The organism is Rhodococcus sp. JG-3, assembly GCF_000482405.1.
Taxonomy (GTDB): Bacteria; Actinomycetota; Actinomycetes; order Mycobacteriales; family Mycobacteriaceae; genus Rhodococcoides; species Rhodococcoides fascians.
On record NZ_KI519398.1, the window covers coordinates 4748728 to 4764253 of the forward strand.

Below are 15526 nucleotides of genomic sequence, written 5' to 3' on the forward strand. Positions count from 1 at the left end.
ATAACGGCACCATGCGCAGCTACTCGATTCGTGACATCCGGCCCGGCGACGAGCAGCAGATCGGTACAGCACACGTTGCGATCTGGAAGGCAACGTATGCGGGAATGATCAACGGTGCGAAGTTGGATGCGATGAGGCCCGCGCACCGCATCGAACGGTGGCAGCAGATCATCGCCCATCGCGACGAGTCGTCGGCGCGTGGAGTTCGCACCCGATGTGCAGTCGACGTTGGCGACTCACGCATTGTCGGCTTCGCGACCGGAGGACCCCCGCGCGACGAAAATCCGCCTGCACACAGGGAATTGTGGTCGTTGAACGTTCTGCCCGAACACCACGGCACCGGCATTGCACTGGCGTTGATGAACGACGCACTAGGTGAGGACACTCCCGCTGCGTATCTGTGGGTGGCCGCCGCCAACGAGCGCGCGATCGCCTTCTATCGCAAGAACGGGTTCGAGCTGGACGGCGAAGCCCGCTTCGACCCGACGTGGGAATGCCACGAGGCGCGCATGGTCAGGGCTTGACGGGTGGTTCGTTTCTGGATCGGTCGGAGTTCGCGTTCTCGGGATTCAGCACGACGTCGGTCACCACAGGCGTCGTGTCGACAGCCCGATCGTTGGAACGGACAGCCACCGTGTTCGGCAGGAACGCATCGAGGGCGCGGGGCGTGATCCACCACAGCAGGGCCGCGAACAGGATCAAAATGTTGATCCACTGCAGCACCGTCGCCGAATTGTCGGACGGAATCACCCGGTCGAAGACCTGGATGTTCATCACGAATCCATGAATGAGGATCAGCACCCACAATCGCCGATATCGGTAATACACCCACACCGCCGCCGCGCCCCATATGGCTGCCCACAGGAATCCGCCGCCGCCGAAATACAGGTACAGGAAGCCCCGCAACGTTGCCGACAACCCCATGATCGCCCAGATCGGCATCCTGCCCACCAACAGCAGAACCGGCAGAGCCACCAGAATCGGCTCCTCCCTCAGACCGACAGCGAGCGCGGAAACGACTGCAAGCCAATCCGATTCGACAGAGGCAGGGATAGAGAACCCGAACCGGACGATATTCAGTCGCGACAATACGAGCACTATCGCCGACGCCGCGCCGATCGCAGCACACCAAGTCAACGCAGCCTCGCGCGCGGAGCCATGCCGCAGAGGCAGCACCGCCGGCAAAGTCCGTCGCCGCGCGAGATGCACCGCGCCGATCGCGATCGCCCCCACAACGACCTGCAGTGCGCCGACCGCGAGATCGGTCCACTGATCGTGCATCGTGAGGATCGGTGCCGGCGCATGCGGCTCACGAAAACGCCACAGCGCACCCACCAAGCCGATGAAATACACGACGACCCACCCGACCACCAGAGCCGCAACCATCACGGCGGTACCGGCAGCGGTCAGACCACGCCGAGGCGAGCGAGCACGAAGACCCGCGTCGACACCGGTCGTCACCAGACCACCACCATTCCGCTCGATACAGATCGCCGAACAGCTTGTTTATCACGCCTCGGCCGAGAAATCAGTATGGTCCCGGCGATACGAACCGGCGGTGCCACTCACGGCCGGGTGTCACGGTCGGACTCATCGCTCGAATCTTTCGTGCCGACGATGTCGTCTCGCAGTTCCGCGAGCAGCCCCTTCCTCGGGGTGCCGCGACGCGATTCCCATACGTCGACCATCGCGAGCACCACCAGAACACAGCCGATCGGGCCGCCCTGGAACCAGGAGAACTGCAGGTCCCAGAAGAACAGCGCCAGCACAGCTCCGACGACGATCACGACGATGCTGCCCGCCTCTCGTACCTTCATCGCTTCCCTTTCATCGATTCGGACCACAACCAGGTCAGACCAGATTCAGTTCGATCGCCGCATTCGCGGCCAGTAGCGCGCCCACCACGATCGACACCGTTGCCGCTACGTCGCCGGTCCAACGGTCCACGCGCCGCACCAGCGGTCGCGTGACCGACGAAATACGCTCCTGCGCAACCACTCCGACAGCCAGCAGGACGAGGGCAGGCGACAGCATCACAAGCACGTAGGCCGCCAGAATCGACACCGAGGACAACCGCCCCAGGTCCGCATCTCCCACGATGGCAACTGCCGAAAAGTAGGGCAGCATCGTCGCCACCTCCACCGCGCCCACAGCGACCGCGAGCAGAACAACCCCGCGAACACTTCCCGGGGGCCGCGTCCACCACGCACTGCTGGGGACTCGACGCCGACGGTCGCAGACCACCCCCACGAGCAGGACTACAACACCCACCGCCAACCGAATCCACGCGTCACCAGGAATCGCCACCCTCAGGCCGTCGGAGGCCGCCCAGACGGCGATACCGACCCCGAGGTACAGCAGCCCCAATACACACAGATGGAGCAGAACGACACCTGCCCGAAACGACGGCCGCAGCATCATCCACAACGGAACTGCAAGTGTCCCGACTCCGATGCTGTCCACCAGCGCAAGCCCGGCGAGTTTAAATAACACAGCTGTACCGTAACACGGTTTCAGCACAGTCGTGTCGAAAAAACGCTCTCGTGCTAGAACAGACCGATGCCGAAGATCGTCGACCACGACGCACGCCGAGCGGAGATCGTCGCCGCCGTGTGGCGCGTCATCGAACGAGCAGGAATGAACGGGGCGACGGTACGCAGCGTCGCTGCCGAAGCCGGCGTCTCCCCTGGATCACTGCGGTACTACTTCTCCGATCAAGGAGAACTTGTCCTCTTCGCGGCCGAGGCCATGACGCAACGCGTCGTACATCGGTTGGAGGAACATCCGGCCGGCGGTGACGGCCTGGTTCGCGCGATCCGAGTCCTCGAGGAATTACTGCCACTCGACGAGGACCGCCGCGCCGAGGCATCGGTGTGGCTGGAAGCGCTCGTGCGTGCCAGATTCGACGAGCGACTAGCCGCCCTCAAGACGGCCGGGTGGTTCGGCAGCCGTTACCTCTGTCGGCTCGCGTGGGCGCACCTGCACGATCTCGATCGACCGAACTCCCCCGCATTCACATTCGACAGCACCGTCGACGAATATGCCGCGGCCGAACTGCATACCTACATCGACGGACTGACATTGCAGGCGGTGACGTATCCCGAGCAACTCACGGCCGACGAGGTACGTCGGTTGTTGCGCACTTATCTGGAGCCGCAGTCCTGAGCCGAGTCCACGGGAAATTTGCGGCCGTAGAGCCACCCGATCACCGCGACGACGACGCCCGCGGCAGCGATCGCGGCCAATACCGACCCGAAGCCCGATGCCTCGACGACCCGCCCGACCACCAACGGTGCCAGCAGAAATCCGGCACGCGAGATAAGCGACACGGTCGAGATCGCCGCAGCCGACGAGACGCCGGGAAGCCGTCCGGCCAGGCTGAACACGATGGGAAACAGCGGACTCGAACCCAGGCCGGCGACCGCGAATGCAGCGATGACCAGTACAGGCACGTCGACGGCGAGCACCGACAGCCCCGCGATGCCTGCAAATGCGACCGCAACCAGCGCTGCGCCACCCGTCAGTACCGACGACGGTCCGAACCGATCGACGATCCGGTCACCCACCAGGCGTCCCACCAACATAGCCACCGAGAACGCCACGAACGCCAGACCGGCAGCGCCAGGACCGGCACCCTGCTCGGTCGTCATGTACACCGCGCTCCAGGACTGCGGAAAATCCTCCATCAGGCCGGCCAGCAGAACCACCGCGCCGAGCATGGCCAGCGCCGCAATCGGACGGCCGACGGCCGGCTGAGGAGTTGGGCCGTCGGCGGACTCATCCGGCCGCGCATCCGGACCCAACAGACCCCGGCCGACCGCCGCGAGCGCAAGAACCAGCACCACGGCGACGCAGGCGAAGTGCACTGCGACCGGAAGGCGAGCACCCGCGGCCGCAGAACCCGCCACTCCGCCCACCACCGCCCCGACGCTCCACGCGGCATGAAAGCCACTGAGCAGAGATCGACCCGCACGCTCCTCGACCAGCACTCCCTGAGCATTCATGGAAATATCCATCACCGCGTCGGCCCCGCCGAGCAGGACCAGAGCTGCCAGCAGCGTCCACCACGACACCGCCACAGCGGGGAGCACGAACGCACCGCACAACAAGAGTCCCGACGCGAGAACAGCCCACCGACTGCCGAATCGGTGAACCAGCACGGCGGCAACGGGTGCTGCGGCAAGCCCGCCGACACCGACCCCTGCAAGTGCGAGACCTAGCGTGGCAACATCGATGGACAACGAGTTCTGGATCTCGGGAATGCGGGGTGCCCAGTTGGCGAACACCGCGCCGTTGACGAAGAAGACGATCAGAACGGACAAGCGAGCACTGGTTTTCGGGCGGCCCATAGTGCCGCGAGCCTATCGTTGATGGGACTACCCAACCCGTTACTCGAGGTAACGTCGATGGGATGCATGTGTCCGACCGCCTCACCGACCACGTTCCCGAGCGTTGGCTCGCGCCCCTCGTCAAGCACGCCGAGGCTCTGAAGTTCCTCATCGTCGGAGCAATCACCTTCGTCGTCACCGTCGTGCTGTTCTTCGGCTTGAAGTGGACGATCCTGCAGGACAAGCCGGTGACAGCCAATGTTCTGGCCGTGCTGATCGCGACGATCGTGTCGTACGTTCTCAACCGGGAATGGTCGTTCACTGCCCGCGGCGGACGACGTCGCCATCACGAAGCAGCGCTGTTCTTCGCCGTCGCCGGGACCGGTCTGGCCATCAACCAATTGCCGCTCTGGGTGTCGAGTTACGTGCTGGATCTGCGCGCTCCCAACGTGTCTTTCATCACCGAGAACATCGCGGACTTCGTCAGTGGCTCCATTGTCGGCACCCTGCTCGCCACCGCCTTCCGGTGGTGGGCAATGCGGAAGTTCGTTTTCCCCGAGCCGGTGAACGTCGTTCCCGACGAGGTTGCCCTGACCGTTTACGGTGGACGGCATGGCGACCACTAGGACTCTCGTGCTGATGAGGCACGGAAAATCCGGCTACCCCGACGGCGTGCCCGACCACGAGCGGCCACTGGCTCCACGCGGCCAACGGGAAGCAGGACTGGCGGGAGCCTGGATCACCGAGCACGTCGGGGTCGTCGACGCCGTGTTGTGCTCGACGGCTCTGCGGACTCGCGAGACCTTGGCCGCCACCGGCCTCGGCGATGCACCCACCCGCTTCGAGCGAGACATCTACGGTGGTTCGGCCGACGAAATCATCGACGAAATCAAACTGGCGGACACCTACTTCGACGACGTGACCGTCTCGACACTGTTGGTCGTCGGGCACGAGCCCGGAATTCCGTGGACGGCACTCGAACTGGCCGTCGACGACGACACCGACGTGGCCCGCGAAGTGCGACACCGCTTCCCCACCTCGGCGATCGCTGTGCTGACCACCGAATGCAGCTGGGCCGAGCTGGCAGCGAGTACCGCCACGATCACCGAATTCTGCATCCCCCGCGCCGATTCCGACGGCGCGTAGACCCGACTAACGGTTCCGGAGATACAGGTAGCCGGCACCGCCTGCGGCGATCAGCAGAATCAGCGCGGCGGGAAATCCGAGAAGCCACCACACCACCGCGAGCACCACCAATGCAGGTGCGGCGGCAATCAATGCAATACCGGGATTCTCGCGAACCGTTTCCAGCGCGGACTGTGCATGGACTCTGTCGATCTTCTTGCCTGCCATCGTCGACTCCCTTTTCGTGTCCCGTATGCGTAATTTCCACAGTAGCGCGGCCTACTACGACTTTCGGTGGACTGCCGCGTCGTACGTCGGTAGGAATCACCAGCTACGACGCCTCGGCGGGATACCGCATCAGAGTCGACTCGCGTGAGATCGGCCCATGGACAATCCGATTCTGCTCACCATCGCCGTCTGCGAAGTCGGTTTCTGGGTACTGGTCCTCGGCGGCCTGTGCGTGCGCTACCTGGCTAGGATGCGGCGAGCCAGCACCGTCGTGCTGGCGCTGCTTCCGGTCCTAGATCTCGTCCTCGTCGCTGCCGTCGCCGTCGACTTGCATCGCGGTGGGGAGGTCGAGTTCGCTCACCGTCTCGCCGGTATCTACCTCGGTTGGACCCTCGTGTTCGCACACTCCACTGTGGCCTGGCTGGACGTGCGCTTCGCCCACCGGTTTGCGGGAGGACCGGCACCGTCCACGCCAGCCAAGACCGGACCGCAGGCCTACCGCAACGAGATCCGAGGATTCGTGAAATGGCTGTGCGCTGCCGCAATAGCACTGGCTATCACCTACGTGCTGGCGGCCACCGTGGCAGACTCGGAGCAGGCAGCAGCGTTGAAAACAGTGGTGCAACCGCTCGGCGTCATCACGTTCTTCTGGTTCGTCACCGGACCGCTGTGGGTGCTGGGAACCAAGAGCCCTGGGCGCTCGAAAGATACTGCAGTAGTCTCGAAAGACACTGCAGCAGAACGGAGTCGACGCTGATGATGGGCAGGTCCCGGATACCGAACACGTTCCGCCCTTCCTGGCGGCCCCGTAATCCGGTGGTCCTGCCCGTCGAGATGCTGCTGGCCACCGTCGTCTACGCCGCATTCCAACTCTCGACGGGCATGGTCGGCGACACCAGAGACGAACTCGTCGAGAGCCCGGCCCTGATCACGGTAAGTGTCGTCGCAGTACTGGCGATGACAGCGGCGACCTGCGTCCGCCGGACCTACCCTGTCTTCTCGTACTCGGCTGTGGTCGCGATCAGCGTGGCACTCATCCTCGTATTACCCGAGCGCACTTTGGGTTTCACTCCCCTGTACTGGTTCGCCATCGCCGCGTTGGCAATTCGCGTGAGCGGCCCGCGACTCTTCGTTCCCCTCGGCGCAGGATTGATACTGGAGATCCTGGTCAGCGTCGATACACGCCTGTCCTTTCCCGACGCCGCAGCCGGACCTGGCGGCAGCGTCGGAGTGGTGGCCGAACAGATCGCCAACCTGGCCATCAACTACACGGTGCTCATCGCGCTGGGTAAATACATCGCACGTGGCCGGGCCCAGGAACTGGAGAGCGAGGCGGCACTGGGGCGGGCCGAATCGGCGCACCGAGAACGCCTGGAGACAGCTCTGGACAATGAGCGGCGCACCATGGCACGCGAATTGCACGACGTCGCAGCCCATCACCTCACCGGCATGCTCATCCAGGCCAAGGCTTCGAGGACTCTCATCACGAGCGACCCCGAGCAGGCACGCGAACTACTCACCGGCGCAATCGGACACGGTCAGCGCACCCTCGACAGTCTCCGCCAAATTGTCGGTATCCTGCGCCCGACCGACAATGACGGCGGCGCACCACAGCCCATGATCTCCGATATCACCGACCTCGTCGAACAGTCTCGATTGTCGTTCGCCTCCATCGACTTCGAGGTCACCGGCGACGCAGCCCGCATGGACAGCGCGGTGCAGTTGACGAGCTTTCGCATCGTGCAGGAGTCACTGTCCAATGCCCGGCGCCACGCGCCCGGTTGCGCCGCGCTGGTCCAGGTCAGCACTGGAGCCTCGAATGTCGAGGTGACCGTTTCCAACACGATTGCTTCCCCCACCTCCGGTCAGGACGATTCCTCGGGTCAGGGATTCGGCATTCCCGGCATGCGGGAGCGAGCAGCCCTGTTCGGCGGGACGCTGGAAGCCGGGCCGAATGAGCTCGCCGACGGCAGAGGCTGGGTGGTGCGCGCGCAACTACCGGTCGACGGCAAAATCTCGCGTCCCGACGGGGTATCGGCATGATCAGAGTACTGATCGTCGATGATCAACCCGTGGTTCGGCAGGGATTCGAGCTGTTCCTGGCCGGCAACTCCGCCATCGAGGTCGTCGGACACGCCTCGTCGGGACGTCATGCCGTTCAACAGGTCTCGACGCTGCAGCCCGACGTCGTACTGATGGACATTCGGATGCCGAACGGCGACGGACTCACCGCGACACGGGAAATCCTGGCGCGATTCGACGATGTTCGCATCATCGTCGTCACCACCTTCGATCTCGACGAGTACGTGTTCGCCGCACTCGACAGCGGTGCATCCGGATTCCTGCTCAAGGATGCCGATCCGGACGAGCTCGCCGACGCCGTGACGACCGTCGCCGCCGGCGGAGCGGCCCTGTCGCCGCGCGTCACTCCGCGGTTGATGGCGGAGTTCGCGCGACGCGGGGCACCACAGCGATCGGCGAGAAGCACTGCCCCACAACACGACCTGAGTCTCCGGGAGATGGAGGTGGTGCAATTGCTCGCGACAGGGCTGGGCAACAGCGAGATCGCCCGATCACTGCGACTCGAGCAGAGTACGGTCAAGACCCACATCGGCAACATCTGCCGCAAGCTCGAGGTCAGCACCCGAGTGCACGTGGTGATCTGGGCCTACCGCAACGGTCTGGTGAGCAGCTAGCTCTATCCGAACCCTAAGCCGCTGAACGTTCCTCGTCGTCAGATGTCTCGCTGTCCGATGTCTCGTCGGCAAGTTCCAGCATCGACCCGGATTTGTCGGTGTACTGGAAGTGCGGTCGCTTGTCGCCGATGTACGACGTCATCCACGACACCACTGCAACGTAACGATTGCGGAAGCCCACCAGGTACATCAGGTGCACCGCGAGCCACATCAACCAAGCGATCGGTCCGGACATGTCGACCTTGCCGAACAGTCGAGCCACCGCACTGAATCGGCCCACGATCGACATGCTGCCCTTGTCGACATACTTGAACGGCGTTCCGGCGTCGACCTTTCCGATGATCGTCTTGGCTACGTGGCGACCCTGCTGCATCGCGACCGGCGACTGTCCCGGCAGCTTGTGCAGCGAGGTCACGTCGCCGATCGCGTAGATGTCCTTCGCGGTACCGACGGTGAGGTCGTCGTGCACGAGCAACCGACCGGCCCGATCGGTCTCGCACCCGGTGCGCTCGGCGATCGTCGCCGCCAGCTCACTGGCCTGAACGCCGGCCGACCAGATCACGGTCTTGGCCGGGTAGGTACGCGAGGTCTTCGTGTCGACGTCCTGCACCGTCACGACGTCGTCGGCGATATCGGTCACCATGGCACCGGTGACGACGTCGACGCCCGACTTCTCGAGCTTGGTGCGGGCATAGGCACTGAGCTTGCCACCGAAAGCGGGGAGTACCTCTTTCACACCGTCGACGAGGGTGACCGTGACGTCGTCGGGTCCGATATCGGGGAACGAGCCGGCGAAGTACCGGTGCGCGAGATCCCTGATCTGGCCGGCCAGTTCGACGCCGGTTGCGCCTGCACCGACGACCACGAAGCTGAGCAGCTCCTTGCGTACGTCGAGATCGGAGGTCTGGTGCGCCTTTTCGTAGCAGCTCAGAATCTGCTCACGCAGGGCGATTGCGTCGTCGACGGTCTTGAGCGCGAAGGTGCGGTCCTTGAACTCGTCGCGGCCGAAGTAGGCCTGAGTGGCTCCGGTGGCGACGATCAGGCGACCGAAACCGATGGTGTGGCGTTCGCCGCCACCGACGTAGGTGACCTGATGGCTCTCGGGATCGACGTCGACCACTCGGCCCAGACGCACATCGGCCGAGTCGTACTGCGCCAGAATGCGCCGGATCGGCGGGGCGATCTCGCCCGTCGAGATCATCCCGGTTGCTGCCTGGTAGAGCAGCGGCTGGAACAGGTGCTCGGTGGTGCTGGAGATCAGAGAGAACGTCACACCGGCCTTGCCCAGAGCCTTGGCCGCGGCCAACGCTCCGAATCCCGAACCCACGATGACGACGTCGTACGTTTTCACGGCACTTCCCTTTCCGAGCACACATTTCTTGTAGATCGCAGAACTACCTCCATGAAACTCCGCCGTTCCTGCGCTATCAACGCGAAAGTTGAAATAGCATCCATGAGCAGAACTCATGAATGGAGGTCGCCGTGGAGCTGCGGCAACTGAAGTACTTCCTCGCGGTCGGGGAAGAACTCAACTTCTCCCGTGCCGCCGAGCGGTGCTACGTCTCGCAATCAGCGATCAGTCTGCAGATCTCCAAGCTCGAACGCGAGATCGGTGAGCCGCTGTTCGAGCGCACCTCACGCACAGTCCGATTGACCGTCGTCGGAGCACAATTGGTGTCCATCGCCCGCCACATGGTGGAGCTCGAACAGGCAGCGTTGGCGCTGACGACCAGGCGTCGAAACCAACTCCGCCTCACCGGAAACATGACGTTCGCCGCGAACGCCATCTCGGCAATCGTCGCGGTACGCGAACGCCATCCCGACGCCGAGATCGACTTCGTTCTCAAACGATTCGCAGAACAGATCGAAGCGGTGACGTCGGGTGACTGCCAGGTGGCACTGATCCGCGGCAGCGTCGAACGCTCCGGTCTGCACGTCACCGAACTGTGGACCGAGGACCTCGTCGTCGTCCTCGCAGAGGGCCATCCCCTGGCCGGGGAACCCAACCCAAGCCTGAGCCAACTCGCCGAATACCCACTGCTGCTGCCGAAACGAAGCGAGCAGATCCTGTTGCACCGCGTCATCGAACGCGAGATGAAACGCAGTGGGCTTCCACTGACCTTCGGCCCGCCGGTGGCGTCCGATCACACCGCGAGCGCCGAACTGCTCAACCACCCGCAATGCTGGTCGATCCTCTACGCCAGCACGGCCGAGAGCACACCCAAAACCGGCCTCGTCTTTCGCACCGAGGCCGACCGTCGGCTGCGACTACCGGTCTCGGCAGTGGTCGACGCGACCGTGCCGGCCACCGACATTCAACGCGATCTGGTTGCCGCGCTGGCCGATACGGCACCGGCCCAGCCCACAGCTCCGGTTCAAGAAACAGCGGCGGAGAGCTGAGCGAAAGCGGCGTCCGCGGCGAACAGTTCGGCCCGGTCGAACGTCGACGTGGAGGCCATGATCTCGTCCGCTCCGGTGCGCTCGATCAGCTCGTCGAGCCGGGGCCGAACCTGCTCGGCCGTGCCGAGGATGGTTGCGTCCAACGAGGATTCGATCCGATCTCGGGTGCGCGGCGTCCACCGCGTTTCGTCGATCGACGAGGCGGGTTCGAGCGCCGGAAATTCGCCCTCGCGCCGCGATCGCGCCATCGCCCATGCCTCCGGGAGTGCGAGACGGCGCGCGTCTGCTGTGTACGCGGCGATCGTCACATCGAGCGAGACGATCACGTACGGCTCCGACAGTTGCGAACTCGGCCGAAAGTGCTTGCGATACAGCGCCAATGGGTCGTCCCCGCGCAATACAGGACCACCGACGACCACCGGCAGCCCGGCGCGGGCGGCGACCTCGAGACCGGCACCGGTCGCGAGCACGAACATCGGCGGCGGCGCGGCTGCCGGCCGCGCGGTCACAGGACCGGACCCGTCGAGATACGACCGCAGTTCGGCGATGTCGGCCTCGAAAGTATCGGGAGCGTCGCGGTCTCGACGCAGCGCGGCGCGCACCGGCTCGGTGAACCCGAGCGACCGCCCGACGCCCAGGTCTACCCGACCCGGAAACAGCGACTCCAGCATCAGAAACTGCTCGGCCACGATCAGCGGTTGATGGTTGGGCAGCATCACCCCGCCGGATCCGACGCGAATGCGCGAGGTCTGCGACGCCACCGCCGCTGCGAGAACCGCAGGCGCGCCCGAAGCGATACCGGGTACCGCATGATGCTCGGCCACCCAGAACCGGTGCAGCCCGAGCTTTTCGGCGTGCACGCCGCGTTCGACGGTGTGACGGAGCGCTGCGGCGTCGTCGACGCCTGCCCTCGTGCGGGATCGGTCGAGCAGTGAGAAGAACACATCAGCTGCAACCGGCGGGGCGTCGGGCATATTTCTCGGAACGACCTGCTCATCGCGGACTGAATGTGTCCGCAATGGGGCTCATCATTGCTTCATGACTCTCACCATGAAGATCGAACTCATCACCGTCCCTGTCACCGACGTCGACCGCGCCAAGGAGTTCTACACCTCGATCGGGTTCGATGCCGACCACGACGCACGCCCATGGGAAGGCATTCGGTACGTCCAACTCACTCCCCCGGGATCGGCGTGCTCCATCGCCATCGGCGAGGGCATCACCGACGCCGAACCCGGTGCCGGCGCAGGCATTCTGATGGTTGTCGACAGTGCCCAGGAGGCCTACGACCACCTCACCGCGGTGGGCCTGACCGTCGAGGAGCCAAAGGACGAGGGCTGGGGAACATTCGTGTATTTCGCGGACCCCGACGGCAACAAGTGGTCGCTGCAGCAGTTGCCGGCCCAGCCCTAGTTCGGAAAGCCCTAGTTCGGAAAGCCCTAGTTCGGTAAGAAAGCCAATCGCGACAGGATGCCGCGGTGGTCGGAGCCGGGGACGGTCACGGCCTCGACCGAACGAACCCCCATGTCTGCCACCAGAACATGGTCGATGGCAATGACCGGCGGGTGCCAGGTGTGCGCCGGATACGTCCTGAGCATGCCTGCTCCCGTGGCCACCGCGGCGTCGACGAATCGGCCGTCCTGCAGGTCGCGGTAGCGCCGGTGGTCCTGCGTGGCGTTGAAGTCCCCGGCCACCACGACGGGTCCGTCGTCGGCGGGGATCTTGGCCAGCAGCTGCCGAAGCAGCCCGAGCTCACGTACCCATTCGGACGGCTCCCGCGGCCACGGCGGAACAGGATGCACCGCGAACACCAGCGGCCGGCCCGGCATCTGTACCCGAGCCGACAGCAGTTCCGTCACGAAGCCGTCGTGCCGCTGCTCGTCGGCGAGTGGGAATCGGCTGTAGATGCCGGTTCCGTTCCCTCCGGGTCCAGCGCTGACGTGGGCGTGCGGTAACAGCTCGGACAGCCTGGGTCGCAGACTCGCATCTGCCTCGGGCGTCAGCTCGACGAGAGTGAGCACGTCCGGCCGATGGTGTTCGACGAGCGCGATCAACGCACCCGGATCGGCCTGGCCCAGCCAGATGTTGGCGTGCAACACCGTCAGGTCCGACTCGCTCGGCCTCCGGGCGACGCGGCGGTAGCGGAGCCGGAACTGGGTCGCGACCGCCGCGGCAGAGACCGCCGATCCTGCCGCCAGCCCCCACCCACCGAAGGCCACACCTGCCAACACGGTTCCGGGCACAGCCGCGAGCATGAGGACATGTGCCAAAGCCGCAGCGACCGCCATCGGCTGCCCACGTCCGTCGAACAGGTGCGCGACGACCCCCGTGACCGCTACGACGAGCAGTAATACAGCCACCGATGCCGACACCATGAGCGGAGTCTGGCAGGCAAACCTGAGGCCGAGCTGGGAGCCGTCCCGAAATACGACCGGACCGTTGGCTTTCTTGTCGCAAACACGACAGAATCGGGAGCGCTGTCCGCGAGGTGTCCGAGGGGGAAGTACTGCCGTGAATAGAAGGCAACTGTTGCGGTTGGCCGCTGCCGGAATGCTCGGCGCCGCTGCAGCCCCGGTCCTGAGTTCGACCGGACTGCCCGGATCCTCCGTCGCCGGCGCTCTGCCGATCGGAGCAGACCGAATCCGGTCGTTGGTACCCGAACTGTTCGCCGACCCTCCCCGGCCACCGGACCACTCGCCCGTCATCGTCATCGGTTCCGGCTTCGGAGCCAGCGCCGCCGCCCTACGCATGGCCCAGGCCGGCACCGCGGTGACCGTTCTCGAGCGCGGACTGCGCTGGCCGCGCGACCCCTGGCGCGAAATCTTCACGGCGGACATGACGGCCGACGGCCGCGGACTGTGGCAGCAGACCTCGTTCACCAACATCACCGGTCTCCCTGTCGGACCGGTCGACCTCTTCGGCGGCGTCCTCGACACCACCCGCTACGAGAACCTCTCGGTCTGGCGCGGCGCAGCCGTCGGCGGCGGCTCCGTGGTCTACACCGGCGTCACCATCGCACCGAACAAGAAATTCTTCGACCTCTCGTTCGGCGGACGCCTGAACTACGACGAGATGGCAGCCACCTGGTATCCCAAGGCCCGTTCCATGCTCCGGCCGTCGGCGATGCCCGAGGACGTCTACAACAGCCCCAACTTCGCTCACTCACGAACCTGGGACGATCACGCCCGCCGTGCAGGCTTCCGCCCCGAAGCAGTCGACGGCAACTGGAACTGGAACGTCGTGCGCGACGAGATCGCCGGCCGCTCCCGGCCGTCCGCGACCGTCGGGGAAAGCACTTTCGGTAACTCCAACGGTGCCAAGCACGACCTGACCCAGAACTACATCCCCCAAGCCGAAGCCACCGGTAACGCGACGGTGTGCCACAGCCACCGCGTCGCAGCGATCGGCAGCGAATCCGGCGGCCGCTACCGCGTCGACATCGAACGCCTCGACCCGTTCGGCAACATCGTCGAGACCCGGACACTCACGTGCGACACCCTCGTCCTCGGGGCCGGATCCATCGGTACCACCGAACTGTTGATGCGCGCACGCACCACCGGAGCATTGTCGAACCTCAACGAATTCGTCGGCACCGGCTGGGGCACCAACGGCGACGCCTCGATGACCAGGTCCCTCGGACCGATGTCTGCCGGACCGCAGGCTGCGCCCTGCGCATCCCGCATCGTCGACGACTCCGGACTGCCCCTGACCGTCGAGAACTGGTACACCCCAGGCGTTCCCGTGAACATGGGCTTCCTCGGCTCACTCGGTATGACCATCGACCCGCTTCGGGGAAACTTCGGATTCGATTCCGCCGCAAACAGATTGACCCTGAACTGGCCCAAGGGTGGCAGCCGAGACACCGTCGAAGCCCTACGCGCCGTGCAGAATCGCATGGCGCAGGCCGGCGGCACCATCGTCGCCGCCGAACCGTTCACCCGCGATGTCGACGACACCTTCACCGCGCACCCCCTGGGCGGCGCAGTACTCGGCGACGCCACCGACGATTACGGTCGCGTCAAGGGCCACCCCGGGCTCTACGTCGTCGACGGTGCCCTGATCCCGGGCAGCACCGGTGCCGCCAACCCATCACTGACCATCACCGCACTCGCCGAACGCAACGTCGCACAGATCATCGCCGACGGGCGCTGAGCCGTCTTTCCAGAGGTTTACCCATGCACCATCCCGCCACCCGACTCGCCGAAAACCACGATCTGACAACAGCGGCCGACACACTGCGCGACGCATTTGCCGACTACCCATGGACGCGATGGGTGATCCCGGCCGAGGACTACCTGGCCACGCTGCAGGAACTCCAGCAGCTGTACCTACAACATGCGCATCGACACGGAATCGTATTGCTCACCGCCGACTACGCCGGGGTCGCTGCACTACTGCCCGCAGATGCCCCTCCGCCCGGTGACGAATCCATCGCGCGGATCATCGAGCTACACGGAGATCGGATCGACCGACTGTCCTCCAGCGACGCGGCACCGGGGTCATGGACACTGGAAACGCTCGGCGTGCAACCGCATCGGCAAGGGCACGGGATCGGCGGACTACTGCTCGAGAAGGCCGTCGAGGAAGCTCAGCAACGTGGTGCCTCCGGGTTGGCCTTGGACACATCGGATCTGCGCAACGTTCGCCTGTACGAGCGGGCCGGGTTCCGTGTTTCGAGCCACGCCACACCGAGTGAGGGGCCCGAGGTGTGGTCCATGATCCGAACATTCGGCACGGGATGAGCCTGCG

Annotated in this window: 19 protein-coding genes; 11 read left to right on the forward strand and 8 right to left on the reverse strand. The window is 64.8% G+C overall.

Annotation, left to right across the window (positions count from 1 at the left end):
* Window positions 1-11 precede the first annotated feature (11 nt).
* On the forward strand, window positions 12-524 hold the full coding sequence (locus K414_RS0123655; protein WP_027498192.1) for a GNAT family N-acetyltransferase: 513 nt from the start codon (window positions 12-14) through the stop codon (window positions 522-524).
* Here K414_RS0123655 and K414_RS0123660 read toward each other — a convergent pair.
* The 3 genes from K414_RS0123660 to K414_RS0123670 form a co-directional block, all read right to left on the reverse strand.
* A complete protein-coding gene (locus K414_RS0123660; RefSeq protein WP_051365264.1) occupies window positions 514-1461 on the reverse strand; it encodes a CPBP family intramembrane glutamic endopeptidase in 948 nt (315 codons plus the stop codon). The genes K414_RS0123655 and K414_RS0123660 overlap by 11 nt on opposite strands.
* Window positions 1462-1565: 104 nt before the next feature.
* Window positions 1566-1817, reverse strand: a complete 252-nt coding sequence (locus K414_RS0123665) for a hypothetical protein (protein WP_027498194.1) — start codon at window positions 1815-1817, stop codon at window positions 1566-1568.
* A 34-nt stretch (window positions 1818-1851) separates the two neighbouring features.
* The gene (locus K414_RS0123670) at window positions 1852-2493 is read right to left on the reverse strand and encodes a GAP family protein (protein ID WP_161631823.1); all 642 of its coding nucleotides are present in this window, start codon (window positions 2491-2493) and stop codon (window positions 1852-1854) included.
* A 66-nt stretch (window positions 2494-2559) separates the two neighbouring features.
* Between K414_RS0123670 and K414_RS0123675 the strand changes: the two genes are divergently transcribed.
* The gene (locus K414_RS0123675; RefSeq protein WP_027498196.1) at window positions 2560-3165 is read left to right on the forward strand and encodes a TetR family transcriptional regulator C-terminal domain-containing protein; all 606 of its coding nucleotides are present in this window, start codon (window positions 2560-2562) and stop codon (window positions 3163-3165) included.
* Here the strand turns inward: K414_RS0123675 and K414_RS27820 are convergent.
* The gene (locus tag K414_RS27820; RefSeq protein ID WP_051365265.1) at window positions 3144-4349 is read right to left on the reverse strand and encodes an MFS transporter; all 1206 of its coding nucleotides are present in this window, start codon (window positions 4347-4349) and stop codon (window positions 3144-3146) included. The two genes, K414_RS0123675 and K414_RS27820, sit on opposite strands and share 22 nt — an antisense overlap.
* A 62-nt stretch (window positions 4350-4411) precedes the next feature.
* On the opposite strand from K414_RS27820, the gene K414_RS0123685 reads away from it, so the two are divergent.
* On the forward strand, window positions 4412-4954 hold the full coding sequence (locus tag K414_RS0123685) for a GtrA family protein (RefSeq protein ID WP_027498197.1): 543 nt from the start codon (window positions 4412-4414) through the stop codon (window positions 4952-4954).
* The gene (locus K414_RS0123690; protein ID WP_027498198.1) at window positions 4941-5474 is read left to right on the forward strand and encodes a histidine phosphatase family protein; all 534 of its coding nucleotides are present in this window, start codon (window positions 4941-4943) and stop codon (window positions 5472-5474) included. The genes K414_RS0123685 and K414_RS0123690 overlap by 14 nt, the downstream gene beginning before the upstream one ends.
* Window positions 5475-5480: 6 nt before the next feature.
* Here the strand turns inward: K414_RS0123690 and K414_RS0123695 are convergent, their stop codons facing one another.
* Entirely contained in the window at window positions 5481-5681 is a 201-nt protein-coding gene (locus K414_RS0123695; RefSeq protein WP_027498199.1) for a membrane protein, read from the reverse strand.
* 157 nt (window positions 5682-5838) lie between these two features.
* On the opposite strand from K414_RS0123695, the gene K414_RS27825 reads away from it, so the two are divergent.
* From K414_RS27825 to K414_RS0123710, 3 genes are read left to right on the forward strand one after another with little or no spacing between them, the layout of a single operon-like run.
* Window positions 5839-6438 carry a hypothetical protein gene (locus tag K414_RS27825; protein WP_237606376.1) on the forward strand — a complete coding sequence of 200 codons (600 nt, stop codon included), beginning with the start codon at window positions 5839-5841 and terminating at the stop codon, window positions 6436-6438.
* Window positions 6438-7724 carry a histidine kinase gene (locus tag K414_RS27830; protein WP_081701662.1) on the forward strand — a complete coding sequence of 429 codons (1287 nt, stop codon included), beginning with the start codon at window positions 6438-6440 and terminating at the stop codon, window positions 7722-7724. The genes K414_RS27825 and K414_RS27830 overlap by 1 nt, the downstream gene beginning before the upstream one ends.
* Window positions 7721-8377: a response regulator transcription factor gene (locus tag K414_RS0123710; RefSeq protein ID WP_027498200.1), complete on the forward strand. Its 657-nt coding sequence runs from the start codon at window positions 7721-7723 to the stop codon at window positions 8375-8377. The genes K414_RS27830 and K414_RS0123710 overlap by 4 nt, the downstream gene beginning before the upstream one ends.
* 13 nt (window positions 8378-8390) lie before the next feature.
* Here the strand turns inward: K414_RS0123710 and K414_RS0123715 are convergent, their stop codons facing one another.
* Window positions 8391-9728 (reverse strand): NAD(P)/FAD-dependent oxidoreductase, encoded by a 1338-nt coding sequence (locus K414_RS0123715; RefSeq protein WP_027498201.1) that lies wholly within the window; start codon window positions 9726-9728, stop codon window positions 8391-8393.
* Window positions 9729-9859: 131 nt separating this feature from the next.
* Here K414_RS0123715 and K414_RS27835 point away from each other — a divergent pair, with 131 nt between their 5' ends.
* Window positions 9860-10777 (forward strand): LysR substrate-binding domain-containing protein, encoded by a 918-nt coding sequence (locus tag K414_RS27835; RefSeq protein ID WP_032399467.1) that lies wholly within the window; start codon window positions 9860-9862, stop codon window positions 10775-10777.
* Here K414_RS27835 and K414_RS0123725 read toward each other — a convergent pair.
* Window positions 10753-11721 (reverse strand): MsnO8 family LLM class oxidoreductase, encoded by a 969-nt coding sequence (locus tag K414_RS0123725; protein WP_202595113.1) that lies wholly within the window; start codon window positions 11719-11721, stop codon window positions 10753-10755. The genes K414_RS27835 and K414_RS0123725 overlap by 25 nt on opposite strands.
* Window positions 11722-11815: 94 nt before the next feature.
* On the opposite strand from K414_RS0123725, the gene K414_RS0123730 reads away from it, so the two are divergent.
* A complete protein-coding gene (locus K414_RS0123730) occupies window positions 11816-12190 on the forward strand; it encodes a VOC family protein (protein ID WP_027498203.1) in 375 nt (124 codons plus the stop codon).
* Between the two features lie 26 nt (window positions 12191-12216).
* Here K414_RS0123730 and K414_RS0123735 read toward each other — a convergent pair whose 3' ends face one another.
* Entirely contained in the window at window positions 12217-13152 is a 936-nt protein-coding gene (locus K414_RS0123735; RefSeq protein ID WP_027498204.1) for an endonuclease/exonuclease/phosphatase family protein, read from the reverse strand.
* 175 nt (window positions 13153-13327) lie between these two features.
* Here K414_RS0123735 and K414_RS0123740 point away from each other — a divergent pair, with 175 nt between their 5' ends.
* Both K414_RS0123740 and K414_RS0123745 read left to right on the forward strand, forming a co-directional pair.
* Window positions 13328-14929 (forward strand): GMC oxidoreductase, encoded by a 1602-nt coding sequence (locus tag K414_RS0123740; protein ID WP_237606579.1) that lies wholly within the window; start codon window positions 13328-13330, stop codon window positions 14927-14929.
* A 23-nt stretch (window positions 14930-14952) separates the two neighbouring features.
* Window positions 14953-15519 (forward strand): GNAT family N-acetyltransferase, encoded by a 567-nt coding sequence (locus K414_RS0123745; RefSeq protein WP_027498206.1) that lies wholly within the window; start codon window positions 14953-14955, stop codon window positions 15517-15519.
* Window positions 15520-15526 lie beyond the last annotated feature (7 nt).

Excerpts from the sequence above, each read along its gene's own strand:
- K414_RS0123665 (WP_027498194.1), bottom strand. The coding sequence starts at position 1,817 with ATGAAGGTACGAGAGGCGGGCAGCATCGTCGTGATCGTCGTCGGAGCT.
- K414_RS0123675 (WP_027498196.1), top strand. The coding sequence starts at position 2,560 with ATGCCGAAGATCGTCGACCACGACGCACGCCGAGCGGAGATCGTCGCC.
- K414_RS0123710 (WP_027498200.1), top strand. The coding sequence starts at position 7,721 with ATGATCAGAGTACTGATCGTCGATGATCAACCCGTGGTTCGGCAGGGA.
- K414_RS0123690 (WP_027498198.1), top strand. The coding sequence starts at position 4,941 with ATGGCGACCACTAGGACTCTCGTGCTGATGAGGCACGGAAAATCCGGC.
- K414_RS27820 (WP_051365265.1), bottom strand. The coding sequence starts at position 4,349 with ATGGGCCGCCCGAAAACCAGTGCTCGCTTGTCCGTTCTGATCGTCTTC.
- K414_RS0123735 (WP_027498204.1), bottom strand. The coding sequence starts at position 13,152 with ATGGTGTCGGCATCGGTGGCTGTATTACTGCTCGTCGTAGCGGTCACG.
- K414_RS27825 (WP_237606376.1), top strand. The coding sequence starts at position 5,839 with ATGGACAATCCGATTCTGCTCACCATCGCCGTCTGCGAAGTCGGTTTC.
- K414_RS0123695 (WP_027498199.1), bottom strand. The coding sequence starts at position 5,681 with ATGGCAGGCAAGAAGATCGACAGAGTCCATGCACAGTCCGCGCTGGAA.
- K414_RS0123655 (WP_027498192.1), top strand. The coding sequence starts at position 12 with ATGCGCAGCTACTCGATTCGTGACATCCGGCCCGGCGACGAGCAGCAG.
- K414_RS0123730 (WP_027498203.1), top strand. The coding sequence starts at position 11,816 with ATGACTCTCACCATGAAGATCGAACTCATCACCGTCCCTGTCACCGAC.
- K414_RS27830 (WP_081701662.1), top strand. The coding sequence starts at position 6,438 with ATGATGGGCAGGTCCCGGATACCGAACACGTTCCGCCCTTCCTGGCGG.
- K414_RS0123740 (WP_237606579.1), top strand. The coding sequence starts at position 13,328 with ATGCTCGGCGCCGCTGCAGCCCCGGTCCTGAGTTCGACCGGACTGCCC.
- K414_RS0123685 (WP_027498197.1), top strand. The coding sequence starts at position 4,412 with ATGCATGTGTCCGACCGCCTCACCGACCACGTTCCCGAGCGTTGGCTC.
- K414_RS0123745 (WP_027498206.1), top strand. The coding sequence starts at position 14,953 with ATGCACCATCCCGCCACCCGACTCGCCGAAAACCACGATCTGACAACA.